16 protein-coding genes are annotated in these 25,160 nt (G+C 40.2%); 10 read left to right on the forward strand and 6 right to left on the reverse strand.

Features of this window, described 5'->3' with window-relative positions; translation table 11 throughout:
• The first annotated feature begins 47 nt into the window (after positions 1–47).
• Positions 48–2,318: a caspase family protein gene (locus tag AACU32_RS11000; protein WP_096599603.1), complete on the forward strand. Its 2,271-nt coding sequence runs from the start codon at positions 48–50 to the stop codon at positions 2,316–2,318.
• Positions 2,319–2,410: 92 nt separating this feature from the next.
• Here AACU32_RS11000 and AACU32_RS11005 read toward each other — a convergent pair whose 3' ends face one another.
• The 6 genes from AACU32_RS11005 to AACU32_RS11025 all read right to left on the reverse strand — a co-directional run bounded on the left by AACU32_RS11005 (position 2,411) and on the right by AACU32_RS11025 (position 12,855).
• Positions 2,411–3,211, reverse strand: coding sequence for a DUF928 domain-containing protein (locus AACU32_RS11005; RefSeq protein WP_096599604.1), 801 nt, complete (start codon positions 3,209–3,211; stop codon positions 2,411–2,413).
• A 120-nt stretch (positions 3,212–3,331) separates the two neighbouring features.
• A complete protein-coding gene (locus tag AACU32_RS11010) occupies positions 3,332–5,644 on the reverse strand; it encodes a CHASE2 domain-containing protein (protein WP_096599605.1) in 2,313 nt (770 codons plus the stop codon).
• Between the two features lie 673 nt (positions 5,645–6,317).
• Entirely contained in the window at positions 6,318–9,383 is a 3,066-nt protein-coding gene (locus AACU32_RS11015; RefSeq protein ID WP_096599606.1) for a two-partner secretion domain-containing protein, read from the reverse strand.
• Between the two features lie 178 nt (positions 9,384–9,561).
• Positions 9,562–9,639 carry a hypothetical protein gene (locus tag AACU32_RS40690; protein ID WP_445223222.1) on the reverse strand — a complete coding sequence of 26 codons (78 nt, stop codon included), beginning with the start codon at positions 9,637–9,639 and terminating at the stop codon, positions 9,562–9,564.
• Positions 9,640–9,795: 156 nt separating this feature from the next.
• Positions 9,796–11,049, reverse strand: coding sequence for an NF038122 family metalloprotease (locus AACU32_RS11020; RefSeq protein ID WP_339377763.1), 1,254 nt, complete (start codon positions 11,047–11,049; stop codon positions 9,796–9,798).
• 330 nt (positions 11,050–11,379) lie between these two features.
• Positions 11,380–12,855: an NF038122 family metalloprotease gene (locus tag AACU32_RS11025; protein ID WP_096599608.1), complete on the reverse strand. Its 1,476-nt coding sequence runs from the start codon at positions 12,853–12,855 to the stop codon at positions 11,380–11,382.
• A gap of 1,271 nt (positions 12,856–14,126) precedes the next feature.
• Here AACU32_RS11025 and AACU32_RS11030 point away from each other — a divergent pair.
• The 9 genes from AACU32_RS11030 (at position 14,127) to AACU32_RS11070 (ending at position 25,072) form a co-directional block, all read left to right on the forward strand.
• Positions 14,127–15,404 carry a glycosyltransferase gene (locus AACU32_RS11030; protein WP_096599609.1) on the forward strand — a complete coding sequence of 426 codons (1,278 nt, stop codon included), beginning with the start codon at positions 14,127–14,129 and terminating at the stop codon, positions 15,402–15,404.
• Between the two features lie 4 nt (positions 15,405–15,408).
• The gene (locus tag AACU32_RS11035; protein WP_096599610.1) at positions 15,409–16,383 is read left to right on the forward strand and encodes a glycosyltransferase family 2 protein; all 975 of its coding nucleotides are present in this window, start codon (positions 15,409–15,411) and stop codon (positions 16,381–16,383) included.
• Positions 16,384–16,526: 143 nt separating this feature from the next.
• A complete protein-coding gene (locus AACU32_RS11040; RefSeq protein ID WP_096599611.1) occupies positions 16,527–17,396 on the forward strand; it encodes an ABC transporter permease in 870 nt (289 codons plus the stop codon).
• Positions 17,396–18,640: an ABC transporter ATP-binding protein gene (locus AACU32_RS11045; protein WP_096599612.1), complete on the forward strand. Its 1,245-nt coding sequence runs from the start codon at positions 17,396–17,398 to the stop codon at positions 18,638–18,640. The genes AACU32_RS11040 and AACU32_RS11045 overlap by 1 nt, the downstream gene beginning before the upstream one ends.
• A 918-nt stretch (positions 18,641–19,558) precedes the next feature.
• The gene (locus AACU32_RS11050; RefSeq protein ID WP_096599613.1) at positions 19,559–19,915 is read left to right on the forward strand and encodes a hypothetical protein; all 357 of its coding nucleotides are present in this window, start codon (positions 19,559–19,561) and stop codon (positions 19,913–19,915) included.
• A 202-nt stretch (positions 19,916–20,117) separates the two neighbouring features.
• Positions 20,118–20,360: a hypothetical protein gene (locus AACU32_RS11055; RefSeq protein WP_096599614.1), complete on the forward strand. Its 243-nt coding sequence runs from the start codon at positions 20,118–20,120 to the stop codon at positions 20,358–20,360.
• Between the two features lie 424 nt (positions 20,361–20,784).
• Entirely contained in the window at positions 20,785–21,153 is a 369-nt protein-coding gene (locus AACU32_RS11060; protein ID WP_096599615.1) for a hypothetical protein, read from the forward strand.
• 320 nt (positions 21,154–21,473) lie between these two features.
• Positions 21,474–23,642 (forward strand): peptidase domain-containing ABC transporter, encoded by a 2,169-nt coding sequence (locus tag AACU32_RS11065; protein ID WP_096599616.1) that lies wholly within the window; start codon positions 21,474–21,476, stop codon positions 23,640–23,642.
• A 59-nt stretch (positions 23,643–23,701) separates the two neighbouring features.
• Positions 23,702–25,072, forward strand: coding sequence for an HlyD family efflux transporter periplasmic adaptor subunit (locus AACU32_RS11070; RefSeq protein WP_096599617.1), 1,371 nt, complete (start codon positions 23,702–23,704; stop codon positions 25,070–25,072).
• Positions 25,073–25,160: the final 88 nt, after the last annotated feature.

The following is a 25,160-nucleotide window of genomic DNA, read 5'->3' on the forward strand; positions in this document are numbered from 1 at the left end:
TCTAGGTCTTAGATCAGGAAACCAATTTTTCCGATGAGGAGTGAATGATGTCTAATATCACACGCCGGCACTTTTTGCAATTTGCGGGGTCTGCTTTAGCTACACTGGGCTTAAGTCAGTTAGATATTATCCAACAGGGGGAACGTTACAGCCAAGTTTTAGCCCAAGGTACAGGGCGGAAACTGGCGCTATTAGTGGGGATTAATGAGTATCAGGGTATACCAGCTTTGTCTGGTTGTGTGAATGATGTGCAGTTGCAACAAGAATTACTAATTCACCGTTTTGGCTTTAATCCCCAAGACATTTTGACTTTAACCGATCGCAAAGCTACCCGCAAAGGAATTTTGACGGCGTTTGAAGAACACTTAATTAAGCAAGCCAAGCCTGGGGATGTGGTAGTGTTTCACTTTTCTGGACATGGTTCGCGGGTATTGGATCGCGATCGCGATGCCTCAGATGGACTCAATAGCACTATAGTACCTATTGATGGCACTTTACCACCAGGATATCCAGAACAAGCAGGCCCAGTGCAGCACATCATGGGACATACACTGTTTTTACTGATGTCTGCATTAAAAACAGATAACGTGACTGTGGTGCTGGATAGTTGTCATTCTGGCGGTGGTAAGCGGGGAAATTTCCGGGTGCGTGCTGTGGAGGGGGGCGAAAAACTTTTACCTAGCCCTGAGGAACTGGAGTATCAACGTCAATGGCTGGGGCGATTGGGAATGTCACCGCAAAAATTTATCGAATTGCGCCGGAAAACAGTTGCTAAAGGTGTGGTGATTGCTAGCGCCAAACGCGATCAATACGCTGCTGATGCTGCTTTTGATGACTTTTATGCTGGAGCATTTACTTATTTATTTACCCAGTATCTTTGGCAACAACCTCTTAATGAATCGATGAAAAGTGCGATCGCTAATGTTGGTCGCTCTACAACAGTCTTCGCTAGGCAAACAGGCAATTTTCAAGAACCGGAATTAGAATCAAATCTTAATCCCCAAAATACTAACTCACCTATCTACTTTACTCCCAAGCCGACAGTTTCTGCGGAGGCGGTAGTTACCGAAGTCCAAGGTGACCAAGTAAAATTGTGGCTGGGTGGGCTTGATTCCGAAAGCTTGGAAGCATTCACACAAAACGCTATTTTCACAGTTTTGGATAGTAAAGGTAACGAACGGGGACTGGTGAAGTTAGAGTCTCGTCAAGGATTAAATGGGCAAGGTAAACTTATCAAGTCCCCACAACAGAAAATACAGCAAGGAACCCTCTTACAAGAACGCATTCGCAGTATTCCCAACGATTTGACTTTAAAAATTGGGTTGGATGATTCTTTAGGAAATAACACTCAACAAGCACAACAGGCTCTACAGGCGCTTCCACGCATCCAACCGAAAACTTTGGGAGGACAACAGGTGCAATATATTTTTGGTCGGATGACTGAGGCGAAGTCCCAAGAATTACGTAAACTACGTGTGTCTAATATACCTGATGTGGGTAGCTTTGGGTTATTTTTACCAGGACTCAACAAGATTATTCCTAGTTCTTTTGGCACTAGTAGCGAAACAGTGAGTGCAGCAGTTAATCGGTTGGAACCAAAACTCAAATCTCTGCTAGCAGCGAGGATTGTCAAGCAAATGCTTGGTAATGTTAATTCATCACGAATTAATGTGACTGCGGCGATGAGTGTGGTTGGGAGTAAAGATATACTTGGTGAATCATTTCCCATACGTGGAATCAACAAGGTAGCTCCGGGGACAAATCAACCAGCGTCTGTCAAGCCTGTTAAGCCTTCTGGTTCAAACCTGGGAAAATTACCTGTAGGTACACAGGTTACTTTTCAAATTCAAAATAATGAATCCTTACCACTTTATATCAGTATTTTGGTAATTGATGCTCAAGGAGAAATGGCAATTATCTTTCCGAATAATTGGTCATCGGCAGAAGATGCTGCATTGGTAGAAGCAAAGCAGAAGTTAGTTATTCCCCAGACTGGCGATTCTTTCAAACTCACAATTGGTGAGCCTTTGGGAGTCTCAGAAGCGCTGATTGTGGCGAGTACCACACCTCTGAGAACTGCACTCAAAGCATTAAAAGAAATTGCCAAAGCTAGGGGATTAGAAAATCGTAGCGCCCCGATTGCTGTGACTAATGAATTATTAGATGTCACCAACAGCTTACTCAATGACTTGGATGCAGGTACGCGGGGGGCGATTAATGTCGAAGGGATACAACTCCCACCTGGAGTGCGGGGGATTGATACCCAAAAATTAGCAGCAATGGCGATCGCATTTGAGGTAGTCGCGGCGGGGGGATGAGGGGGACAAGGGGGACAAGGGAGACAAGGGAGACAAGGGAGACAAAAAGAATTGTGAACTATGCCCAATGCCCCATGCCCAATACCCAATGACTAATTCACCAGCGGTTGGTTCGCTAAATTCTCCAAACCTACCGACTTGAGCAAACTTGTCCAGTCAGCGACAACAGACGCATCTTTTGGTTTGTCTAAACGCAGTTTTGCCGCAGCGGTTAAAGCATCATACCAAATACCATTTTCTGCATACAGGGCTACCTGTTGCTCTTGTGCTGCTTGCTTGAGACTTTCCGCAAGGCGGGAATTAGGGTTAACCCTTTGCACCCATCCCTCAACATAGGTTAATTCTGCTGGTTGTTGGGGGTTGCAGTTGACTTTCACTTTCAAGAACCAATGGTAGATTTTGCCCACTTGCAAAGGTGTAGTGGTTTCTGGTAAAGCAACACTAATAATTCCTGGATTCGACGGAGGATTTACAGCTGAGCGGTATATAGTTTGACTTGGTTTATTCGTCTCATCCTTAATCACAAACTCCATAGATGCGATCGCGGTTTTTTGATGGGGTACAAAAAACCAAAACGTCGAATGTGCAGCGGTTGTTAAACCCCAGACTTTGGTGACGGAAATAGCTGCTGTTTGCTCTGGTTTGAGAGTCTGCTCATAAACAGGAGCTAGCGCCATCAGAGACTCATTCCCACTACCGCAGCCACGACTCGCTGCTCCCCCGCGATCGCCTGCTGCTCCTCTGTCAGGTGGCGGTGGCGGTGGTATAAACTTGATTGGGGCATTGTTTAAGGTAACTGGTAATGCCCAAAGTGCTGGGCAATAGATAACGCTGCCCAATAAAGTCATATTTAATACAACAGTTAATGATATTTTTTGGTAATAGTTTGTCATTTGTCAATAGTCAATTGTAATTGGGCATTGGGCATTGGGCTTCCTTGTCCCCCTTGTGCCCCGGTTGCTGAGCGAAGTCGTTGGCGCAGCCTCTCGAAGAGAAGCACATCCCTCTAACCCCTAGTCCCTCATAAAAGCTACTACACTCGCACTACTTCCCAAGGCGAGGATGGCGGGGATTAAGGGAATCCAAGCGCTGAAGGAAATTAAAAATAGGAAGCAAGTACCGTACATAACAACAACTGCAATTCCTCCGGCTAAAAGTAAGTAAGATACTTTTCTGATATACCAACTAAGTAAACAACCAGTGACAGACCAACACCAAACCCAAATCAGGTCACCCCAAATTGACCAACTCCATAGCAGAGGTCGCCCATCTAAGGCGGAACTTAAAAGTTGGCTGACCATTTGTGCTTGTAATATGACTCCGGGGATGACGAGTGAGTTTCCTTGGTCGGTGTAAGGAGTTAACCAATAGTCATGAAAGCTTTCTGCTGTTGTCCCAATCAAAACTATCCTGTCTTTGATTGCGGCGGCGTTGAGTTTACCTGCGATCGCATCTTGTAATGTAATTTGTGGGGCGATCGCCACTGGTGAAGGCGAAGACCGATAATTTAGTAAAATTTGGTGTCCTAAAGCATCTATGCCCTGATACCCTCCTGTATGTGCTTCTAGGGGGGGAAATTTCACTTTCCCTAATTTCCACATGCCATCAGGTGTAAATTCTAATTTAATTCCTTTGCTGTATAAATAACGTAGTGCTAGTTGTACGCTCAAGGAATAGGATGCTGTACAAGGAGATGCGGGAGGGGGTGTTAAGGCTAAATAGTGACGACGCACTATATGATCGGCATCGCTGAGTGTATTGCTAAAGCCTAAATTGTCGGCGGGAACTTCTGGTGGTGGCGCTACGCCTGATTTTCCAGTTTGCGGATCGCTAACTCGACAAACTGTCACTAAGCGATCGCTTTGCATTAATTTGGCTAATTGGGGAGAATTTTTACTGACTGGATAATCGCGGTATATATCCAAACCAATAACTTGTGGTTGAGCGGCGGCTAATTTTGCTAATAATTGCCCCAGTGTTTCGTCTGCTAGGGAACCCCGGCGTTCTAATTGTTTTTGGGATTCGATATCTTCTTCGGTAACAGTTACCACCAGTAAGCGGGAGTCTGGTTTTTCCGAAGGACGCGATCGCATTAATTGGTCGAAGGCTGCTAGTTCTAAGGGTTGCAGGACACCCAAATAGCGAACCCCCATCCACAGTCCAGCGATCGCCATGCTTAAAAGTAGCATCAGTGATATTTTCCGGCGTTGGGGAACATTGATGAGGTTTTTAGGACTATTAGCCCAATTATTCCCTAATTCCCGCCAATTAATTGGCATCTCCGCCGGATTTTGGCAAATCACAGGTAACCAAGTAGCACAGGGATATTGTGTTTCTAGCCCTTGTAACCGTTCTCTTGCTTCCCTTACCGCCAAATATAAAGATTCTCCCCTTGCAAAGGCTGTCAAAAAATACTTTAAAAACTCCTGGGCGACGCGATCGCTTACTGGTTCGCGCATGACAATGATTTGGGGAATATGCAAATCGCTAAACTCCCACGCCAATCCTAAGCCATCACAGGAGTTAAAAATTGCCAGTTGTAACCCTCTTTCTACAGCTTTTTTCAACGCATACTTTAACTGACTAATTGTTAAACTCTCGGTTTGATTAATATATATTTTACCTGTAATATTTGTTTCCTCAGTACCACTGTGTCCGGCAAAAAATAGAATCTGCCAATTCTGTTCCCATAGTTGGTCTGTCAGGTCTTGGGATTGTGGTTCTACTAAAAATGTAATGTCTGCATTCGGTAACAATTCCAACAACTTTCTGTCTGCTTGCGTATCTATTCCTTGACTGTTACCTAAAATCGCTAAGATTTTGACGCGATCGCTGCTGCTAGTAATTCGGTGTACCTGTTCATAAGCAGGCGCACTCAAGGCTACTTCTGCATGGGGATAGCGTTCCAACAAATCCCAAAGATGCCAAGGGAGTTTTTGTAATCGTAAATCCTTAGTTTGTAAAAGCACACGAATTTTATCCGCAGACATTAGCTTTTCTAGCCATTTTTCGCGGATGTGACGAAAACCTTCGGCAGCAAGCCAAGTGTTAAATGATACTTTTAGTTTTTCCGTTGCTTGCTGACAATCTTCTAAGCTGGGTGTGGGGATAGATTGCTTGGGTAAACCAATGGGGCGAGATGGTAACCTGAGATGGCGATAAATCGATTGCCAATGATGGTAATCACAAGGAATTTCCGTGTTGGGAGGAAGTTTTCCGGTCATTTCCACGATTGGGCGGGCGTTTTCGTCGCCAATTTCGATAGTTACAGGGAATCCCTGCTCAAAGCTACCTTCTCCTATCTTTAAGACGACTAACTTACCCACGGCTAATTCTCCACAGATGGCGATCGCTTGTCACAGTTGTGCGTCTATTTATTTAACTACAAATGAGGAGTTAGCGATTACAGAAAATCACCTCATAACCTTGGCGTTTCCTTGTCTGTTTCCTTTCATCCTCTATTATGAGAGTTAGATATTGGGTCTAAATTCTAAATTCCCAATTCCTAAATTCTCAGAGTATGACACAAACAATCCAAGCTAAAGATAGTGTCAACAGTCAACAGCTATAGTTGAGTTTCCTTCCTCAACCCAACCTTGTATATTGAGAGAAGTAGTAAACCGTCCCAACCTAGGTCAATTAAGACCGCTTCGTAGCAAGGGAACTCCAAAAAATAAATTATGCCAAATTGTAGGGGCGGGGTAACCCCCATTGGTGTCAACTTAAGTTAAAAGGCTTATCCCACAGGCATTTTACCCCACCCCTCAATCCCCTCCCCGTAAACGGGGAGGGGAGGTTTTGCGTCAGCAAAGCCGGGGTGGGGTGACGCGGATCATGATGTTAAGTGAGAGAATTCGCTCATCACGTCTTGGTAAGGGTTTCACGTTAAGTTGACACGTATGGGTTACCCCGCCCCTACGAGTTGTGGGTTTGGTAAGTTAATGATTGGAATATTTTTTTATTTGTCAGTTACTAATATGATTTTTACTTTTCACTTTGTCACGAACCAGCACAGTAGGGTGCAGCATTTTGAGTTGACACATAAGTAACATTTGGCGCTTGTTTAACTAATTCAACTGTCCCATTGCTATTAACTATCCACCCTTGGGCTTCTATTATTTTTGTTTGGTTATTATCAGTTTGGGGAAGATTTGCTTTAGTCGTTTCTCTGATGTTCTCAGACAAATTACGTAAATCATTCCAGGGATTTTGACTTAAGAGAGTGTGAGTAGGATTTTGTGGTAATCCATCTCTCCCGGAAATCACAAATTGATTGTCTCGATTCTTTTTACAACTAGCAACAACTTGTTTGGAAGCATCTATGACATTTTGTGGTAGTTCTTCGGTATTGATTTTGTTTGCTGCATCTGGGTTAGTTATAGTCACAACTCCATCAACTCCAAATTGTGAACTAGCATCAATTTCACTATCAGGAGGTAAAAATATCCCATTAGTGGAGATGAAGATATTACCACCAGGGCCAAAAACAGCATTAGCACGGATATCACTATTATTTACCCCGACAACAAAATCGGCATTAATCAAAATATTACCACCACCGCCTGTACTGTCGGTAACGCTACTACTAATCAAACTATTGTTGCGTAAAAATAGCAAATCGCTATTTAAATTGATTGTACCTCCCCCTGACTGGGTGGATGTCGCGGTAATTTCACCTTGATTAGTGCGAATTAAGTTAGCATCAATGAAGATATCACCAGCTAAACCTAAACCAGTGCTGCTAGTACTAATAGATGCACCACTATTTAATTCTAATAAATTGGTTGTCACCCGAATTGTACCGCCATTAGCCGTACCTTTGGTTTCAGCAGTAATTTTACTATCATTACTGGCAATAATTGATTCTTGGATATTAAGTTGGATATTTCCGCCACTACCATTTAAAGTCGATGCATTAATACTACTGGGTATCTCAGAAGTATTATTCCACATTTCTAAGAAGCGAGCATCAATTTGAATATCACCTGCTTTTCCTTGTCCTGGTGCAATACTGCGATCGCGACTGGGAAAGTTACTTGCTGCAATAGTTGCGCCATTTTGAATAGTTAATTTATCGGTAGTTATGGTTAATTCACCACCATTTCCATTGTTTCTAACAGCATTACTAAATACACCACTACTACCACCAGCAACAAAACCACTTAAACTGATATCTTGTGCCTGAATACTTAATTCTCCTGCGTTTCCATTACCAAAAGTACTAGTGGCAATTTGCCCACCATCAATTAAGCTGAGGGTTTCCGTAGTAATATTTAATTTACCGCCTGCACCTGTGCCTGTAGGCTCAACATTAGTAGCAATAATAGTTGGTAGGGTATTCCCTTTGTTGTTATTAATTTCTAGATTTTTCGCGTCAATTTCTATCTCACCTGCATTGCCTAAACCTGTCGTTTTCGTAATTATTACCGCACCATCAAATATACTTAAGTTATCGGTTTTTATTCTTAATAAACCACCGTTACCTGTTACATTTTTTTCGACATTACTAAACAAACCACTAGCAATTGTCCCAACCGTACCACTTAATTCTATATTTTGGGCTGCAATTTCTAACTTCCCAGCATTCCCACTGCCCGATGTACTATTTTGGATTTGTGCCCCATTTTTAACTTCTAAAATATCAGTTTTCAGGAAAATATTACCACCATCACCATTGGATTGAGTAATAGCTAACAATCCACTAGGAAATTCATCAAATGCAGCACCGATAAATTGAGCTTTTTTTGCAGTAATATTAATATCCCCACCATTGCCTTCACCAGACCAACTACTTGTTGATATTTGTGCCCCATCAGTAACTAATAAATTCTCTGTTTCTAGATTAATTTGGCCAGCATTTCCCCCACCAGAATCAGTGCTAGCAAATATCCCACTAGGCCCCAAAGCACCACCAAAAACTAGTTCTATATCTTCAGCTTTAATATTAACTGTGCCGCCACTTCCTAGACCAAAAGTAGTACTACTAATTTGTCCCCCATCTGTAGCAATTAATTTTTGAGTTACAATATCAATAATGCCACCTTGACCGATTGCATCTGGAGATACATCGGTAGATATTACAGTAGACAAACCAGAATCATTATTAAAGCCACTGACTTGCAGAGATTCTGTAGCTTTAATATTGATAATACCTCCATTTAAACCGCCTTCAGTATTAGCTAATATTGCCGAACCCTCAGTGAGATTGATATTTTTACCAATAACTTGAACGTTCCCACTACCATCACCACTCACATCTATAGAAGCAGCTGCATTGAGATTAATATCGGCAAAATTATTGACTTGATCGTAACTTAAAGATAAACCAGAATTGCTGAAGTTAATTGTGACAAAACTATCTTTAACAGCGCCAATTTCTACTCTACCTTGTGCTGCGGTTACATTACCGCCTACTAAGGAAACTTCACCACCAACTAATGCTAAGGTCTGACCAGATTGTACTTGTAGTCCTACAGGTCGATTTTCTCGGGAAGTGGCAGAAAATTCATTCACAAATAGTTGATTACCCGTTCCATTGACGGTAATCTTGCCCGGATTTGCACCATACTGTAAACCAATGGGAAGGTTAATAGTTAATAAAGGTGGTTCTTTGGGATTGACTGCACTATAAATACTGCCATCAGTAAATTTAATACTATCAGCAGTGCTACCTACAAAGGAACCGCCAATATTTAAAGCAGCATTAGCACCAAACACAATTCCATTAGGATTAATTAAGAATAAATTTGCAGTGCCATTTGCTCGAATTAAACCATTAATTTCTGAGATATTACCACCAGTTACCCGACCAATTATATTAGTAATATCTAAATCATTTTTAAACCAAGCAGTCGTATCTTTTAGGACGGAAAATTTTTCAAAGCTATGAAATAGATTACTACCTGCTCTAGTTCCACCAGTAATTTCTGTGACATTTCCTAAAGTAGAAGTTGCTGATGGAGAAGATATTGTATTGTCAGGAATAATTTGGGCTAAAGTTATGGATGGAGTTAGAAAAAATGAGGATAAAATCCCAAATAAACAAATATTTCCGTGATTATACATAATTTTCCCTATTCAATCTATCCCCAGAAAAGTTACTTATATAGTTCCCCTCAACTCCCCCTGACTAACATTCTCAGCAAAAAGCATTATTTTAATGATATTAAAACCCCGACTTTTCTAAAAAGTCGGGGTTCTGGGTAACTCTTTATTTGTAGAATTTATGCCAAAATCATTTCTACTAGATGTGTAAGTCTAAATGTGTTGTTTGTTTGCGCGATCGCAAACCGAACAAACCTAAAATCAACAATCCCACCACCGCAATAGGTTCGGGAATTTATTGAAAGCGGCGGGAAACTCAATGACTGTGGGTGGAGAGGGATAATAAACCGCCGCTTTGGTAATGGGTAATGGGCCTTTTCCCAATTACCAATTACCAATTACCAAATTCCTCGCCCCCTTGTGGGTGAGGAATTTATTGTGGTTTTTCATCATACCTTTCCCACATAGTACCATTATTTACCTGAAATAGTCCTTCTTGAGCTAAATAGTCAGTTAAATCTTGACCTTGATTCAGGGTGGTTGTACTACTAGCACCACCCCAGCGATTTTGCTTAAACATTTTGTTAATGTTCGTTACAGGTGTACTATTTACCACACCATTAACAGTTGTTTGTGCTTGGCTTTTCAATGTGGATAATTTTGATAAAGATAGGGAGTTAAATGTACTAGAAGCTCGGTTATAACCAATGACATCCAGTGCTTGTAAATCAATATTAGTCAAACTTCTTCTGGTATTTGTCGGTAAAGATGGGTCCATAATTCCCACAGCAACGCCATTAGTACTACGCTTCCAGTGACTTCCTTGCTCGCCGTCTGGTTGATAGTTATTCCAGAAGAAGAAGCTTGATGTTAAACCTTCATTTTCCCCGGTAGATAAATTTGCTATGGCTGTGTATCCTCCGTTCATAGAAAAGTAAGGAGTTGAAGTACCAGTCCCCCCATAAGCCATATTTATTTGACCATCAATGGTGCTGGATGATTTACGAAACAGGTCAAATGCGCTAATATATTTGCTCCGGTCGGTGGTATTAGAATAATTACCATCATTAACAGCATCTATGCCACTGACAAAACCTAAAATATGTCCAATTTCATGAATTAAGACGCTGGTGAGATCAAATTTATTAGTGCCAACGCTACTACTGAGATAATCATTTTGCCAACTAAAGCCAGTATTCATCAAATCACTGAATACAATCACCCCATCTAAATCACTACTGTTTGTGTCCAACAAATTTAAAGCTTTAGCATTAGCTCTAGTCAAATTTAAGGTGTTAAAGGATTTACTTGTTAAGCCTTCCATCTTAGCAGTTATACCGCTCCACAGCAGCGACATAGGTAAATTCGCCACCGCCAGTTCATCATTTGTATTATTCAAAATATTGTTATCGATTGTGCGATCGCTTTTTAAGGCTGTGTAAAAATTGCTGTAACTCACATTGTTCATAAAAGCTGGTACAGATCCAGACAGAACTCCAGAAGGTAATTTGCTAGCATCACTCTTCTTCAGGTGAATATTGATCGTTGCATTGTCTGTGAGATATTCTTCCCATATGTTTGCAGCTAATTCCGCAGCTTGTTTTTCCTCGGTTGTGATTCCTCTATCATATGTAAAGTTTAATTTCAATGCTTGTGCTGGAAGACTACTACCAATCACAGTAATCATTGTTACAATTAAAGAGAGCAATTTACTATTTATACGCATATATGTTGGTGCAAAATCTGCTTTTTTTAGACTCGCTTTTAACTTAGCAGCTTCAAATCATAAAATTTATGAACTAGTAATGAAATGTTGTTCTGTTTTCGTCAAACATTTCATCCGATCATCAAAAAAAATTCAGTAGAAATACTGCTAATATTTCACCACATAAACAATCACCCCGACTTCTGGGAAAAGTCGGGGTGATGGGTAACTCTTAATTTCCAGAATTGATGCAAAAATGGCGTGCAAGCCATGATTTACCGTCGCTTCATGTCATAACTCTAAGATTTTCTACTAGTTGTGTAAGTTTGTATGTGTTTTCTGTTTGCGCAACCTTAAACCTAATAAACCTAAACCCAACAACCCTACCACCGCAGAAGGTTCGGGAACCAAAACAGAATCTTCTTCTTCTTCTCCCAGAACTGACCAAAAACCACCTGTTTGGAAAACCCCAATTTGTTTAAAATGGTCTGCTAAATCATTCACTTGGCTTAAAGTCGTAGTGCTACTACTACCACCCCATTTATTTTGGTTATACATATTAACGGCTTCTACATTGCGATTCACATTTCCTTTAGCAGCCGCCGCAGTCTTGGCTTCTAATTCTAAAGTATAGAAGGATTTAGTCGAGTTTTTCCGTCCCCAACCAATTACATCCATCACCCTCAGATCTAAGTCAGAAATTTCCCGTCTGTGACCTGTAGACAAAGCTGGAGCCATCACACCCAAACCACGATTGACGTTGCTCAGATTAAAAGGGTTTTTATAAGTCTTACTATTATCTTGCTTCCAATGACTACCTTGATAACCATCCCCTTTAAATCCGGCGATTGTAGTGTTGTAACTATCAGATACGTCTACTCCTGTAGATAAAAGACCTATACTAGTTGCTCCATTATCAAGGGAAAAGTAAGTTTGTGCTCCGTGTGCTAGGTCTGCTCCGGCGTTTCCTAGAGTTGAACGTCTACTAGAACTGCGGAATAAATCGAAGGTTGTAATGGCTTGTTCTCGATAAGCCATATCCCAGTAGGAAGTGGAATCTGTAGCTGATTCTAAGCTACTAACAAAACCGAGAATATGACCAATTTCATGGACAGCAACGGTTGTCAGGTCAAATTGGGTACTGGAGTTACTAGCAAAACGTTGATAACTACTGTTATACCATCCATATTGAACACCATTAATTAGGCTATCTAGACTATTGACCAGGATTACTCCATCCAAAGCAGAGTTGTATTTATCAAGTAACCCTATGGCTTTGGCGTTAGCACGGGTAATACTCATTTTTGAAGAAGTAAACCCCGCAGCATGGTTTTGTTCGTATGGGCTAAGAAAGTTAGTCCATAGGAGTCCATCGGGATGAGTAGCACTACCTACGCCTATGGTTTTATAGTTGTTGTTATTGATGGCAGTAATATCGTCAGCAGATAGGTTGACATCATTCAGCATTCTACCCCAGACATCATTAACAGTAGGATTGAGGAAGTATGGAATAGCTCCAGATAGTGCAGTTTGAGTAACTCCGTTTACCTGACGAGACATTATACTGTTAGCTGCACTGTCAATATGTATATTCAGTGTGCCATCATCGCCCAGGTATTCTGACCAGTAACGACCAGCAAATTCAAAAGCCTCTTTTTGTTGGGTCGTAACTCCAGTGTCATAGGTGAAGTTAAAGCTCACAGCTTGTGCTGGAGTAGTACTTGCGATCGCACCAGCGACAGCAGCTATTAAATACAGATATTGGTGTATTTTCAGGGATTTTTTCATAATTTTTTGGTAATTATGGGATTTAATTTAGCAGTTTAAAATCCGCAAATTTATGAATTGCTAATGAAATAGTATTTACTCTTAATTAAATATTGAAGGCTAAAATATAAATTTTTTCAGTATAAATACTGTTAATTGATCACGAATATAAGTTTTTTTTTCAGGGAAAATAGCCCTCGATTTTATAGTAAAGCCGGGGTTATGAGTAGATTGATAATTAAGATATTTTCTGTTTCTGCAACCGCAATTTTTATTTACGCTTCGCGTGTCAGTGGTCAATTGTCAGTTGTGAGCCAGCGCGGTCTTGGGGGTTTCCCCCATGAGCGACTGGCGAACCCCGAAGGGGTCAGTTGTTTTTTTTGAAAGGAGTTTAATATCCGCGCATAGCAAGTGGCGTGGTTTTTAGATGTCTTTGTACGGGCGGGTTTACTGATATCCCCGCCCTTCAACAAAGATCCAAATAAACCCGCCCCTACCACTGACAAAACTCCATTCCTTTATGGGTGGAGTTTTTTATTGCTTATGGGACTTACGCAGGTGTCACAAAAAATTACAGTTTTCTCATTGTAGTCAGCGGTTCTGTCCCTGATTTTGAGGAATAAAGTCTTCACTACGAACTGAAAATAATCTGCTAGTTGCGTGTGTCTTGGCTGAAATACTAAATCTTGTTTTATGGGAAGTCTGCGGGAAACTGCATCTCCTTGAGGATGGAGAGGAACAATCCGCAGGATTTGGTAGTCGCTACCACAGGGAAAACAGACAACCTGGGTATTGGGGAATCATCCTCCGTAGCGATCGCTACTTGAGGACAGCTTCCCCATCCCCAAAAACTCTATCCCTTTTTAAATATAAATTCTTTCTAAAGGTAGAAATTATTACATGATACTCATGGTAAAAATTTTACTGAGTTACCAAGTATACTTGACAATCAAAAGTCAATGTTTGATGAAATCTTTTTTGTAAAATTAGGAATAATTTCTAGTAATATAAAATGCAAGTATACACACATAGCTAAGGCTCTAAGTCATTAATTTTTATCAGTTATTAGTCAGCAGATAACCTGCTAAAAACCTCACAGACTTGAGTCCTGACTATGAACTAATTAGCGAATTAAACCGCGTCTACCTTGAAAATTATAATTTTCATAATATCGATATTACAGACTCACACATAGCGCGAAAAACCAGACTTTGCGCTCGCTAAGTCGTTCTTTTTCCTGCGGACTTGACTGAATATGAAAATCCTGGTTTCACAATGAACAAGGTTTAATAATGAAAATAGCCTTTATAGTTGGATATTTTCCGCTCATATCGGAAACATTTATTATTAATCAAATTACAGGTGTAATTGACCGGGGACATGAGGTTGATATTTATGCTTATCAGCAGAGTAATAGTTTTAAATTACATCCCAATGTCAAAAAGTATCAGTTGTTGAATCGGACTTTTTATCAACCACTAGCACCTCGAAATTATTTTTGGCGGCTGCTGAAGGCGATAAAATTAATCATTAAAAATTATGATAAAAAACCTTTAGTATTACTGCGATCGCTAAATTTTTTCAAATATGGTAAACGGGCAGCTTCGTTGAAATTGCTGTATTCGGTTATACCATTATTAAAATGCGAATCCTACGATATTATCCATTGTCAGTTTGGCACACAAGGTCGCGACGGTATGCTTTGGCGAGATTTGGGAGCGATTCAAGGAAAGTTGATTACTTGTTTTCGCGGCTATGATATCAGTTCGTTTGTGGATAAATACGGGGAAGATATTTATGATGAACTCTTTGCTAAAGGGGATTTTTTCTTAGCAAACTGCAAATTTTTTCAAAAAAAAGCTATTCGCCTAGGTTGTGACGAACATAAGATTGTTGTACATGGTTCAGGAATAGATTGCAGTCAGTTTCAGTTTAAAGTCAGAGTTGCTCCTGAGATAAATGACACAATTTATATTGTGACTACTGCGCGGCTGGTGGGTAAAAAAGGTTTAGAATATGGCATTCGTGCTGTGGCGCAAGTAGCTACTTATCACCCCAATATTGAATATAATATTATCGGTGATGGGCCGTTAAAAACCGAGTTACAGCAATTAGTTGCCGAATTAAATGTTGCTGATAAAATCAGGATTTTAGGATGGAAGAATCAGCCGGAAATTATCGAATTTTTGGATAAATCTCATATATTTATGGCTCCTAGTGTTACCAGTGCTGATGGAAATCAAGATGCGCCGGTGAATACGTTAAAGGAAGCAATGGCTATGGGTTTACCAGTTATCGGGACGCTACATGGTGGGATTCCAGAACTGGTAGAAGACGGGATTTCGGGTTTTCTGGTTCCCGAACGGGATGTGGATGCGATCGCCCAAAAATTAATTTATCTGATTGAGCATCCAGAAATTTGGTCACAGATGGGTCAAGCTGGGCGTGCTTATGTAGAAACACACTACAATATCAACAAGCTGAATGATGAATTAGTACAACTTTATCAAAGTTTAAGTAGTAATAATTTACAAATTTCCGAAAAATCTTTAATGCTAAAAGGAATGTGAAAAAATGAATTCATCTATGAGAATTGATTTTTCAGTTACTATTGTGGTTGTACCACGAGAGCGGTTTAGCTACAGTCGCGAATCTTTAGAAAGTATCTATGAGCATACACAATATCCATTTAATTTAATTTATGTAGATGGAAATTCGCCGGCGCATATTCGAGATTATTTAGCAGCGCAAGCAAAGGAAAAGCAATTTCAACTAATTCGCAAAGATACTTATTTATATCCCAACACTGCGCGGAATATTGGACTGAAAGAAGTTACGAGTAAGTATGTTGTTTTTCTAGATAATGATGTAGTTGTTAGTCCCAATTGGCTCAAGTTATTGGTAGACTGTGCCCAAACCACCCAAGCAACTATAGTGAGTCCACTGTTGTGTCAAGGTACACCCATACACGAGGAAGTACATTGTGCTGGGGGAGAAAGTGGGGTGCGCGTAGAAGGTGACAGACGCAGAATTCTTGAGAAGATTTACGATCAAGGACGAAAAGTTGCAGATGTGCGTCCCAAATTACAACAACAGCAAACTGGCTTAGCAGAGTTTCACTGTATGTTGGTACGCACAGAGATATTTGCGCAGATTGGTTTTTTGGATGAAGCACTGCTTTCCACCAAAGAACATGTTGATTTGTGTATGTTGGTTGCTGCGGCGGGTGGTACAGTTTACCTAGAACCTGAATCTGTGGTGACTTATGTACCAGGGCCACCACTAGAGTGGACAGATTTACATTACTATATGCTGCGGTGGAGCGATCGCTGGGAGTTAGCTAGTTTAAAACACCTGCGGGAAAAATGGAACCTCAGCGAAGATGAGTATTTTCAAAATAAATACAAACGCTTGGGATTCAGGCGAAATATGACAATTATTCGTCCTTTTGCGCGGAAATTGTCCCTGGGTAACTTTGGCTTTCAGGTGATCAATAAAATTCTGCGTCGGATGGATAAGGTGTTGAATCGGTTGATTACTAGTTGGTGAATTAAAAAACCTCACCCACCCAACCTCCCTCTCCTATTAGGAGAGGGAGGAGTAAGAGAAAATTAGGTTTTTTCATCCCCTCTCCTTTGAGGAGAGGGGCTGGGGGTGAGGTCAATGTTGTATTGTCTCACGCAAAGGTAAGAATGAAGCATCAGCAGTCGAATTCTCAACTCAGAGAAGTGATATATACGCCTGAAAGTAGGTTGAGACATCCGCTAAAGTTGGCTCAACAAATGTGGCGAGACTTGTTAGCATCTCGTGAACTTGCTTGGCGATTGCTGGTGCGAGATATTAGTGCGCAATATCGTCAATCTTTTTTAGGAGTAGCTTGGGCTTTTTTACCACCAATTATTATGGCATTGGGATTTACTTTAGCCCATGATGCCAAAGTAATTAATATTCAAGCTACAGATTTACCTTATCCAGCTTATGTCATGTTCAGCACTGCATTATGGCAAACATTTGTGGAAGCTGTAAATGGGCCAGTACAAGCTGTCATGGTAGCCAAACCGATGTTAGCGAGGGTTAACTTTCCGCGAGAAGCGTTGATTTTGGCGAAACTGGGTGAGGTATTTTTTAACTTTGCAATTAAGTTAATTTTAATCGCGGGATTTTTCCTGTGGTTCCGAATTCCTGTGAGTTGGACAGTAATTCTCGCGCCCGTCGCCCTAATTCATTTAGTTTTTTTGGGAACATTTTTAGGGATTTTATTAGCTCCCTTGGGGATTTTATATCAAGATGTATCTAGAGGTCTGAGTTTAATTACAGGCTTTTGGTTATTTCTGACTCCGGTAGTTTATCCAGTCCCAAAGCAGGGAATATTTGGCTTTTTAGTCCAGCTTAATCCTGTCACTCCTTTATTAGTAACAACGCGAGAATTAGCAACCACGGGAGTGATATCCGATCCTTATCGTTTTTGGGTTGTCAGTGCAATTACCTTAATTGGTTTAATTATAACTTGGGTAACATTCCGTTTGGCGATGCCTTTTGTAGTTGAAAGAGTCAGTTCTTAATGATGGATTCTGAATTACTGATTTCGGTTGAGCAAGTTTCTAAGAAATTTTGCCGGAATTTAAAACGGTCTTTACTATATGGTGTGCAAGATATTTGTACAGAGTTAACCGGAGGAACTAGAAAAGGTGATACTCTACGTCCCAAAGAATTTTGGGCGTTGAAAGATGTGAGCTTTCAACTGCGGCGCGGAGAAGCTTTAGGCTTAGTGGGAGCCAATGGCGCTGGAAAAAGTACATTGCTGCGGATTATTAGTGGACTGATTAATCCTGATACTGGAACTGTGAAGGTGAGGGGGAGATTAGCACCATTAATTGCTTTGGGAGCTGGTTTTAATCCGGTTTTGACAGGGCGAGAAAATATCTATGCTAATATGTCGATTTTGGGTTTATCGACTCAAGAAATAGAACAGCGGTTTGCAGATGTGGTAGATTTTGCGGGGATTGCAGAAGCAATTGATGCACCTGTACAAACTTATAGTTCTGGGATGGCGGCTAGATTGGGTTTTGCTTGTGCGGTTCACATAGAACCTGATGTTTTACTAATTGATGAAGTGCTAGCGGTTGGCGATACCAATTTTCGCGTCAAATGTTATCAGAGATTAGCAAAACTGCGAGAAGCGGGTACAGCTTTTATTTTAGTTTCTCATAATCCCCATGTGGTTTTAAATGTCTGTGAAACTTCTGTTTATCTGAAGCAGGGTGAATTGATTAAATATGGTGAAACAGAAGCGGTAATTCGTCAATACGAAGAAGATTTAAGTTTGGGTGGAACAGATACATCTATAGGAAGGATGTTTTTACCGCCAAAGCCGGAGAGTGAAAGCTTAGGTATAGATATTGTTTCTGTTTGCTTTAAGGATGAGCATGGTAATATACTTACGGCTCCTCTTTGTGGGGAATTAGCTTATTTATGTGTAGAATGCAAAGCCGATAAACAAGTGGAAAATGCGAATTTAGGTGTATCTATCACTGCTTTATCTGGACAGAATGAGCGGGTTTTATATATCACTTCTGCTAGCGATAATCAACCATTGAATATTTTACCGGGAAAGGTGGAAATCCAAATGCAGATGCCTTATTTTTGCTTATTGCCCGGTTTATATAGTGCCAAAATATATATCAAAGAAGGTGTGTGTTCTTTTGATATTGTTGAATCTTTTCGATTTATGGTCAAAGCGAGTAAAATTACTAGTCGTTCGTTATTTTATCAGCCTCGGAAGTGGGAAGTGATTAATAATTCGTAATTTGTAATTCGTAATTTATTTGTGAGGGCGATCGCTTTTAAGAGGATGTTTGAAAAGTCCTCTTATGTGTAGCAAAAAGTTTTAGATCCCCCTAAATCCCCCTTAAAAAGGGGAGGCAGTGCGTTGGGCGGGTTTCCCGACTTGAAGCAACTGCCGTGGACTTTAAGAGGTTTCCCCCCTTTTTAAGGGGGGCTAGGGGGGATCAATAACTACTTAAGATCACAGCTAAAAACTTTTCAAACAACCTCCAAGTAACAAAAGTTAACTATAAAATTTTTGACTTCGCTGTTATCGGTAGTTGAAAAACCCCGCCTTTGCAATGAGTTTAGAGAGGATCGGTATTATCTTCCTTCTCGATAGGGGGAAGGAAAATTTATTACACCCTGAATGCGGCGTTTAAGGTTGGGCGGAAATCAGTGCTTTAAAAATTATTTTTTCTGATATGATAAAAAAATCAGGGTATTTGATGATATCTTTGGAAAATACAGGATTTTTTCCAATTATCTTTGTGTTTAATATGCAAGAATGACTATTGTGAGGACACAGTTAGCCTTCTCCAATGCTCAAGACAACCGTTGGATGCGTGAGATTTAGATATTATCTATCAGCAACGCATACAGGTTAAGCATTGCCCAATATCTAGCGTAATTCCTATTGTTGTAAAAGTTGCAATATTGACTTTTATGACTATAAAAACAATGTATGATTTTAACAGTAATTGATGATTTAGCAAGTATACGAAAGCGTCTATCCGCTTTCAGAATCATCAATTTTTTTCAATATAATCAATAAGAAGAAAATATTAAGCCAAGAGGTAACTTAATGGTTGATATATTTTCACGTTTCTGAATCTCTGCGTCCTGAATAACCACTGAATTCACTACCTATCAACTACACCAAAGTTCAGGAGCAACTCAAATGACTATTACAGTCGAAAAAAACCAGTTAAACAACCAAAGCATTTTACAAAATTTTGCTTTTGGTGAAGAAATTGACGAACAAGCTGCGGAAATAATTTCTGGTGGCACTGAGAAATTTAGGATTAAAAATACAACATCGCAGGCAATTTCTTACACAATGGATGGCGTAGAATGTGTAATACAACCCGGTCAAGAACAAAGAATTGTTACCGATATGGGTGGGATCGTTAAATTTGATAGAGATACTCGAGACAAGCAAGTCAGAGCGAAAGGATATGACCTGAGTGATTCTGAACAATATGAATTCCAAGTCGCTCCGTATAATTCCAATCGTATTAATCTCTATTGGGTTTGATTAATGTAATCTGACTTTTCAGATTATTTAGGGTTGACAAAAAAAGTTTTTTCGTGAGGAGTCATTCGTAGGATTAACCCATTTTACTAGGTATCAGCTATCCTAATGGGTTACATATTTTCGCGCTTCTTAATCCTCTGCATTCTCAATAAAGATTGCATTGATTACCAATGAACTAGACTAAACTTCAGGAGAAAATTAAATGGCTATTAATAGCGAACAAACCTTGTTAAACAACCAAAGTATTTTAGAAAAAGTTACTTTGGTAGAAGAAATTGATGAACAAGGGGCAGAAATAATTTCTGGGGGTCAATCTTTCAATGCTTTTGAGGAGAAGCCACCAAAGAAAGGAGAAGAAAGAGAGGATGACAAAAAAGACGATGAAACATTATCTGGACAATTTTTCCAGCAGGCTAATTTTGCATTTGGTCTGGACAGAAGATAGTTAAGAAGCAACAGCAACAGAAATCACTACTATTAAGTAGGGCTTGCTAATGTCACGGTAGGTTTGATAAATCAATTGTTGATTTTAGTAATAACTGATTTGCTAAACCTGCCCTAAAGAGTTAGATGATTGCGATGGATTTTAACATCTTTTTCCACGGTCAATAAAAATTATCTGCGTAAATCCTACCTCAATATAGTCAACTCATTAGACTGTATTTTCTCTTCAACAAGGATTGCGGTTGTAGGTCAAAATTTGCCATTACAGCAAGAATCATCAAAAAAAATTTGATTGAATAAATCAGCAGTAAATATCAAGCAAATAGGTAACTTAATGATTGTTTTCGCGCTGCTTAATCTCTGTGTCCTGAGTTACTACTTAATTGACTAACAATCAACTACACCAAGTTTGAGGAGGAACTTAAATGGCTATTACAGTTGAAAAAAATATGTTAAACAACCAAAGCATTTTACAAAATTTTGCTTTGGTTGAAGAACTGGACGAACAAGCTGCGGAAATAATTGCTGGCGGCTACGAGGTGTTTACGATTAGAAATCAAACAAACTACAACATTACACACACTGTAGATGGTACACAATTCCTAATTCAACCTGGTGAAGAATGGACATATACTGCCTACAGCGGAGGAATAATTGAATTTGATACTGATGGTCGAGAGGGTTACAACTTCACTAAATCATACAATTTGGATGACGGGGGAATCTATGAATTTCAAAACAACGACTACACTGTAGGCAATCCATATGATCTTGATCTCTATTCTGTAGGCTAATCTGGCTTTTCGCATGATGTAGAAAAATCTAAATGTAGGTTGATGAGCTACCGCCATAGATGAGTTTCCCGGCTTGTAGGGAATGAATCAATTTTGGATTTATTTCACGTAATTAATTTGGGGGCTTCAAACTCGTTGAGATTTTAAATTTTGAATCTTCACCAAAATATAAAATTTAAAATCTCAAATTCGGTGACTTTGGACGCACAGAAACCCAACATTGAAGCTACTTTGTTGAATCATAATTTTTCAACGTAAATCCTCATTCCATATAGTCAACTTCTTTCACTGTATTTTCTCCTCAACAATTGCGCCTGTAAATGAAATATCAAATTGTCCTTCAACACAGTGAAGAAGACTGTGGTGCAGCTACTTTAGCGACTATCGCCAAACATTACGGACGCAACTTTACCCTGAACCGTGTGCGCGAAGCTGTTGGTACGGGAGCAAGAGGAACGACTTTATTAGGATTAAAGCGGGGTGCAGAAGCTTTGGGATTTCATTCCCGACAAGTTAAAGCTACTCCCGAACTCATCAAGCAGTTAAATCAAGCTCCTTTACCTGCCATCATTCATTGGAAAGGCTACCACTGGGTAGTATTATACGGGCAGAAGGGTAATAAATATGTCATTGCTGACCCTGGTGTTGGGATTCGTTTCTTGACTCACCAGGAATTAATTACAGGTTGGAGTAATGGGGTGATGCTGTTACTCCTTCCCGATGAAAGCCGCTTTTATCAACAAGAATCAGATAATATTGGCGGTTTGGGACGTTACATCCAACGGGTTTATCCCTATCGGTTTATTTTAGCCCAAGCGATCGCTATTAACATCGCTATTGGTCTGCTTTCTCTCGCATCACCTTTCATGATGCAACTACTCACCGATGATGTTCTCGTGCGGGGAGATACCCAACTATTAACCACTGTGGCTATTGGTGTCATCACCCTGAACTTAATTAGAAGTGCTATTGGTTTGGTACAATCGCACCTCATCGGCTATTTTGGTCAAAGATTGCAATTAGGATTAATCCTGGAATACGGGCGCAAACTCTTACATTTACCCTTATCTTACTTTGAAGAACGACGCAGTGGGGAGGTTGTAAGCCGCATTGCTGATGTTCACGCTGTCAATAACTTAGTTTCCCAAATTGTCCTCGGATTACCCAGTCAATTTTTTATTGCTGTAGTTTCCTTGGGCTTTATGCTGTTTTACACTTGGGAGTTAACTCTGGCTTCGATAGTTGCATTTGTCATTGTCACGACTGTTAACTTACTTTTCTTACCAGCACTGCGACAGAAAACCCGCAACATGATTGTTTCTGGTACAGAAAACCAAGGCTTTTTGGTAGAAACATTTCGCGGAGTACAAGTCCTCAAAACTACCCAAGCTACAACCCCAGCTTGGGAAGAATATCAAGGAAATTTTGGACACCTTGCTAACCTAGGCTGGAGTACGATGCAGCTAGGACTTTACAGCAGCACTATTACCAGTATTCTTTCGACATTTATTAATATTGGTATCCTCTGGATGGGTAGCTATTTAGTAATTAATCGCACTTTAACAATCGGACAATTGTTAGCCTATAACGGCATGAGTAGCAATTTTCTCGGCTTTTTGGGTTCTGCCATTAACTTGATAGATGAGTTTATCACTTCGCAAATAGTTATTCAACGGCTGACAGAAGTTATTGATGCTACCCCAGAAGATGAAAATGACCTGAAAAAGCAGTGGGTAGAAATTCCCGCTTATACAGATATTACTTGCACGGAAATTAATTTTCACCACACAGGTAGAGTTGATTTACTGCAAGATTTTTCTATAACTATTCCTGGTGGTGAAGTAATTGCTTTAATTGGTAAATCTGGCTGTGGTAAAAGTACCCTGGCAAAATTGTTGACTGGTTTATATAAAATTCAATCAGGAAATATTCGCTATGGTGGTTATAATCAGCAAGATATATCTTTAGAATGTTTGCGGCAACAGGTGATTTTAATCCCACAGGAAGCTCATTTTTGGAGTCGTTCTATTCTGGATAATTTCCAATTTAGCTATCCTCATATTAGTTTTGCAGACATTGTTATAGCTTGTAAAATTACTGGTGCAGATGAATTTATCAGCGAATTACCTGATAAATATCAAACTGTCTTAGGAGAATTTGGTGCTAATCTTTCTGGTGGACAAAAGCAACGATTAGCTATTGCTAGAGCCATAGTTACTGACCCACCTATCCTGATTTTAGATGAATCTACTAGCGCACTTGACCCTGTGAGCGAAGCACAAATACTAGATAAGCTTTTAGACCATCGTCAGGGTAAAACGACTATTTTAATTAGTCACCGCCCTCGGGTGATTCAGCGAGCAGATTGGATTGTTTTTTTAGAAAAAGGACAGTTAAAAATTGCCGGTACGCGAGAAGATTTGCTGCAAGTTCCTGGGGAGCATTTAGACTTTTTGGATGATGTGATTTTGAAGATGAATTGGCGTTGAAGAAGGCAGAGGGCAGAAGGCAGAGGGCAGAAGGAACAAGTCAGTGAATTGGTATAACTATGGTTAACAACACAGATTCTTTACACCCAATTCAAACAGATGAATTTATCCCACCGATTAGTCGTTGGACTACCTATGGTGGAGTGTTTATTCTCTGCGTTTTGGCACTAGCAATTCCCGTCGCCGCAATTACTAAATATAAGGTGACAGTCAAAGGACAAGCCGTGGTGCGTCCATCTGGGGAATTGCGAATTGTCCAGGCTGCAACTGAAGGCCAAGTTATGCAGATTTATGTTCAAGAAAATCAGGTTGTTAAAAGCGGAGATGCGATCGCTATTATTGATGACTCCCGCTTACAAACTAAAAAAAGCCAACTGCAAAGTAATATTCAGCAAGCTAAGTTGCAGCTAGTGCAAATCAACGCGCAAATTCAAGCTTTTAACAGTCAAATTCGTGCCGAAGCGGCGAAAATTAACCGAATTATCGCTGCTACTGAGGCGGAATTACGCGATCGCCTGCGCCAATATCAGGATAAAAAAATTACCACGGTGGCTGAATTCCAAGAGGCTCAAGCTAATCTCCATGCTACTGAAGCAGCTTTGAATGCAGCGAAGTTAAAGCAAAAACGATATGAGAGTGTAGCGGAAGCATTGTCTAGGGATAAATTAGAGGAAGCACGGTTAGCTACAAAACAGCAAGAACAAGCTGTATATGCGGCGATCGCTAAAAAGCAACGTGCGAAAACAGCTTTAAATCCCAGTCATGCAGAAGTAGAAATTGCGACTGCTAGAATAGCTCAAGAAAAAGCCGCAGGTGAAAGTAACAAAGCAGTTTTAGACAAAGAACTGCAAGCAATGATCAAGCAACGGATTGAAGTTGAAAAACAGCTAGAGCGCGATCGCAGCGAACTCAAGCAGGTAGAAAATGAACTTAATCACACCACGATTACTGCCACTGCTGATGGTATCATTTCTCAGATAAACTTGCGTAACCCCGGTCAAACTGTCCGTGCTGGCGAGGAAGTCTTGCAAATTGTCCCTAGTTATGCTAAGCAGATTATCAAAGCCGCTGTGGGATCTGAAGATAAAAGTAAGCTCAAAATTGGTCAAAAAGTGCAAATGCGGGTGAGTGCTTGTCCCTATCCAGATTATGGTACTCTCAATGGTAAGGTGGAGGCGATTTCTCCAGATGCCATGACTCCGCCTACAAATAGCCCAAATGGATCTCCCCATCCCAATACTACTCCAAAAGCGTCTGTCCCTGGTGCTTTTTATCAGGTGACTATTGAGCCGGAAAGTCTGGTTTTAGGTAAAGGCAATAATCTCTGTCACATTCAATTGGGAATGGAAGGTAGAGTAGATATTATTTCCCGTGAAGAAACAGTACTGCAATTTTTCTTGAGAAAAGCGCGGTTAATTGCAGATGTTTAGGTTGTCATTTGTCATTTGTTATTTGTCATTGGTAAGGGTTTTAAGGTCGATCAAGTTGTTGCTTTTCTGGTGACAAGCTCCTGAAAAT

It is taken from the genome of Calothrix sp. NIES-2100 (assembly GCF_963875285.1).
GTDB lineage: Bacteria > Cyanobacteriota > Cyanobacteriia > Cyanobacteriales > Nostocaceae > Aulosira.

What these genes read in the sequence shown, in the direction of transcription:
- AACU32_RS11000 (WP_096599603.1), top strand. Translation starts at nt 48, where the DNA reads ATGTCTAATATCACACGCCGGCACTTTTTGCAATTTGCGGGGTCTGCT.
- AACU32_RS11005 (WP_096599604.1), bottom strand. Translation starts at nt 3,211, where the DNA reads ATGACAAACTATTACCAAAAAATATCATTAACTGTTGTATTAAATATG.
- AACU32_RS11015 (WP_096599606.1), bottom strand. Translation starts at nt 9,383, where the DNA reads ATGTATAATCACGGAAATATTTGTTTATTTGGGATTTTATCCTCATTT.
- AACU32_RS11020 (WP_339377763.1), bottom strand. Translation starts at nt 11,049, where the DNA reads ATGATTACTGTGATTGGTAGTAGTCTTCCAGCACAAGCATTGAAATTA.
- AACU32_RS11025 (WP_096599608.1), bottom strand. Translation starts at nt 12,855, where the DNA reads ATGAAAAAATCCCTGAAAATACACCAATATCTGTATTTAATAGCTGCT.
- AACU32_RS11030 (WP_096599609.1), top strand. Translation starts at nt 14,127, where the DNA reads ATGAAAATAGCCTTTATAGTTGGATATTTTCCGCTCATATCGGAAACA.
- AACU32_RS11035 (WP_096599610.1), top strand. Translation starts at nt 15,409, where the DNA reads ATGAATTCATCTATGAGAATTGATTTTTCAGTTACTATTGTGGTTGTA.
- AACU32_RS11040 (WP_096599611.1), top strand. Translation starts at nt 16,527, where the DNA reads ATGAAGCATCAGCAGTCGAATTCTCAACTCAGAGAAGTGATATATACG.
- AACU32_RS11045 (WP_096599612.1), top strand. Translation starts at nt 17,396, where the DNA reads ATGATGGATTCTGAATTACTGATTTCGGTTGAGCAAGTTTCTAAGAAA.
- AACU32_RS11050 (WP_096599613.1), top strand. Translation starts at nt 19,559, where the DNA reads ATGACTATTACAGTCGAAAAAAACCAGTTAAACAACCAAAGCATTTTA.
- AACU32_RS11055 (WP_096599614.1), top strand. Translation starts at nt 20,118, where the DNA reads ATGGCTATTAATAGCGAACAAACCTTGTTAAACAACCAAAGTATTTTA.
- AACU32_RS11060 (WP_096599615.1), top strand. Translation starts at nt 20,785, where the DNA reads ATGGCTATTACAGTTGAAAAAAATATGTTAAACAACCAAAGCATTTTA.
- AACU32_RS11065 (WP_096599616.1), top strand. Translation starts at nt 21,474, where the DNA reads ATGAAATATCAAATTGTCCTTCAACACAGTGAAGAAGACTGTGGTGCA.
- AACU32_RS11070 (WP_096599617.1), top strand. Translation starts at nt 23,702, where the DNA reads ATGGTTAACAACACAGATTCTTTACACCCAATTCAAACAGATGAATTT.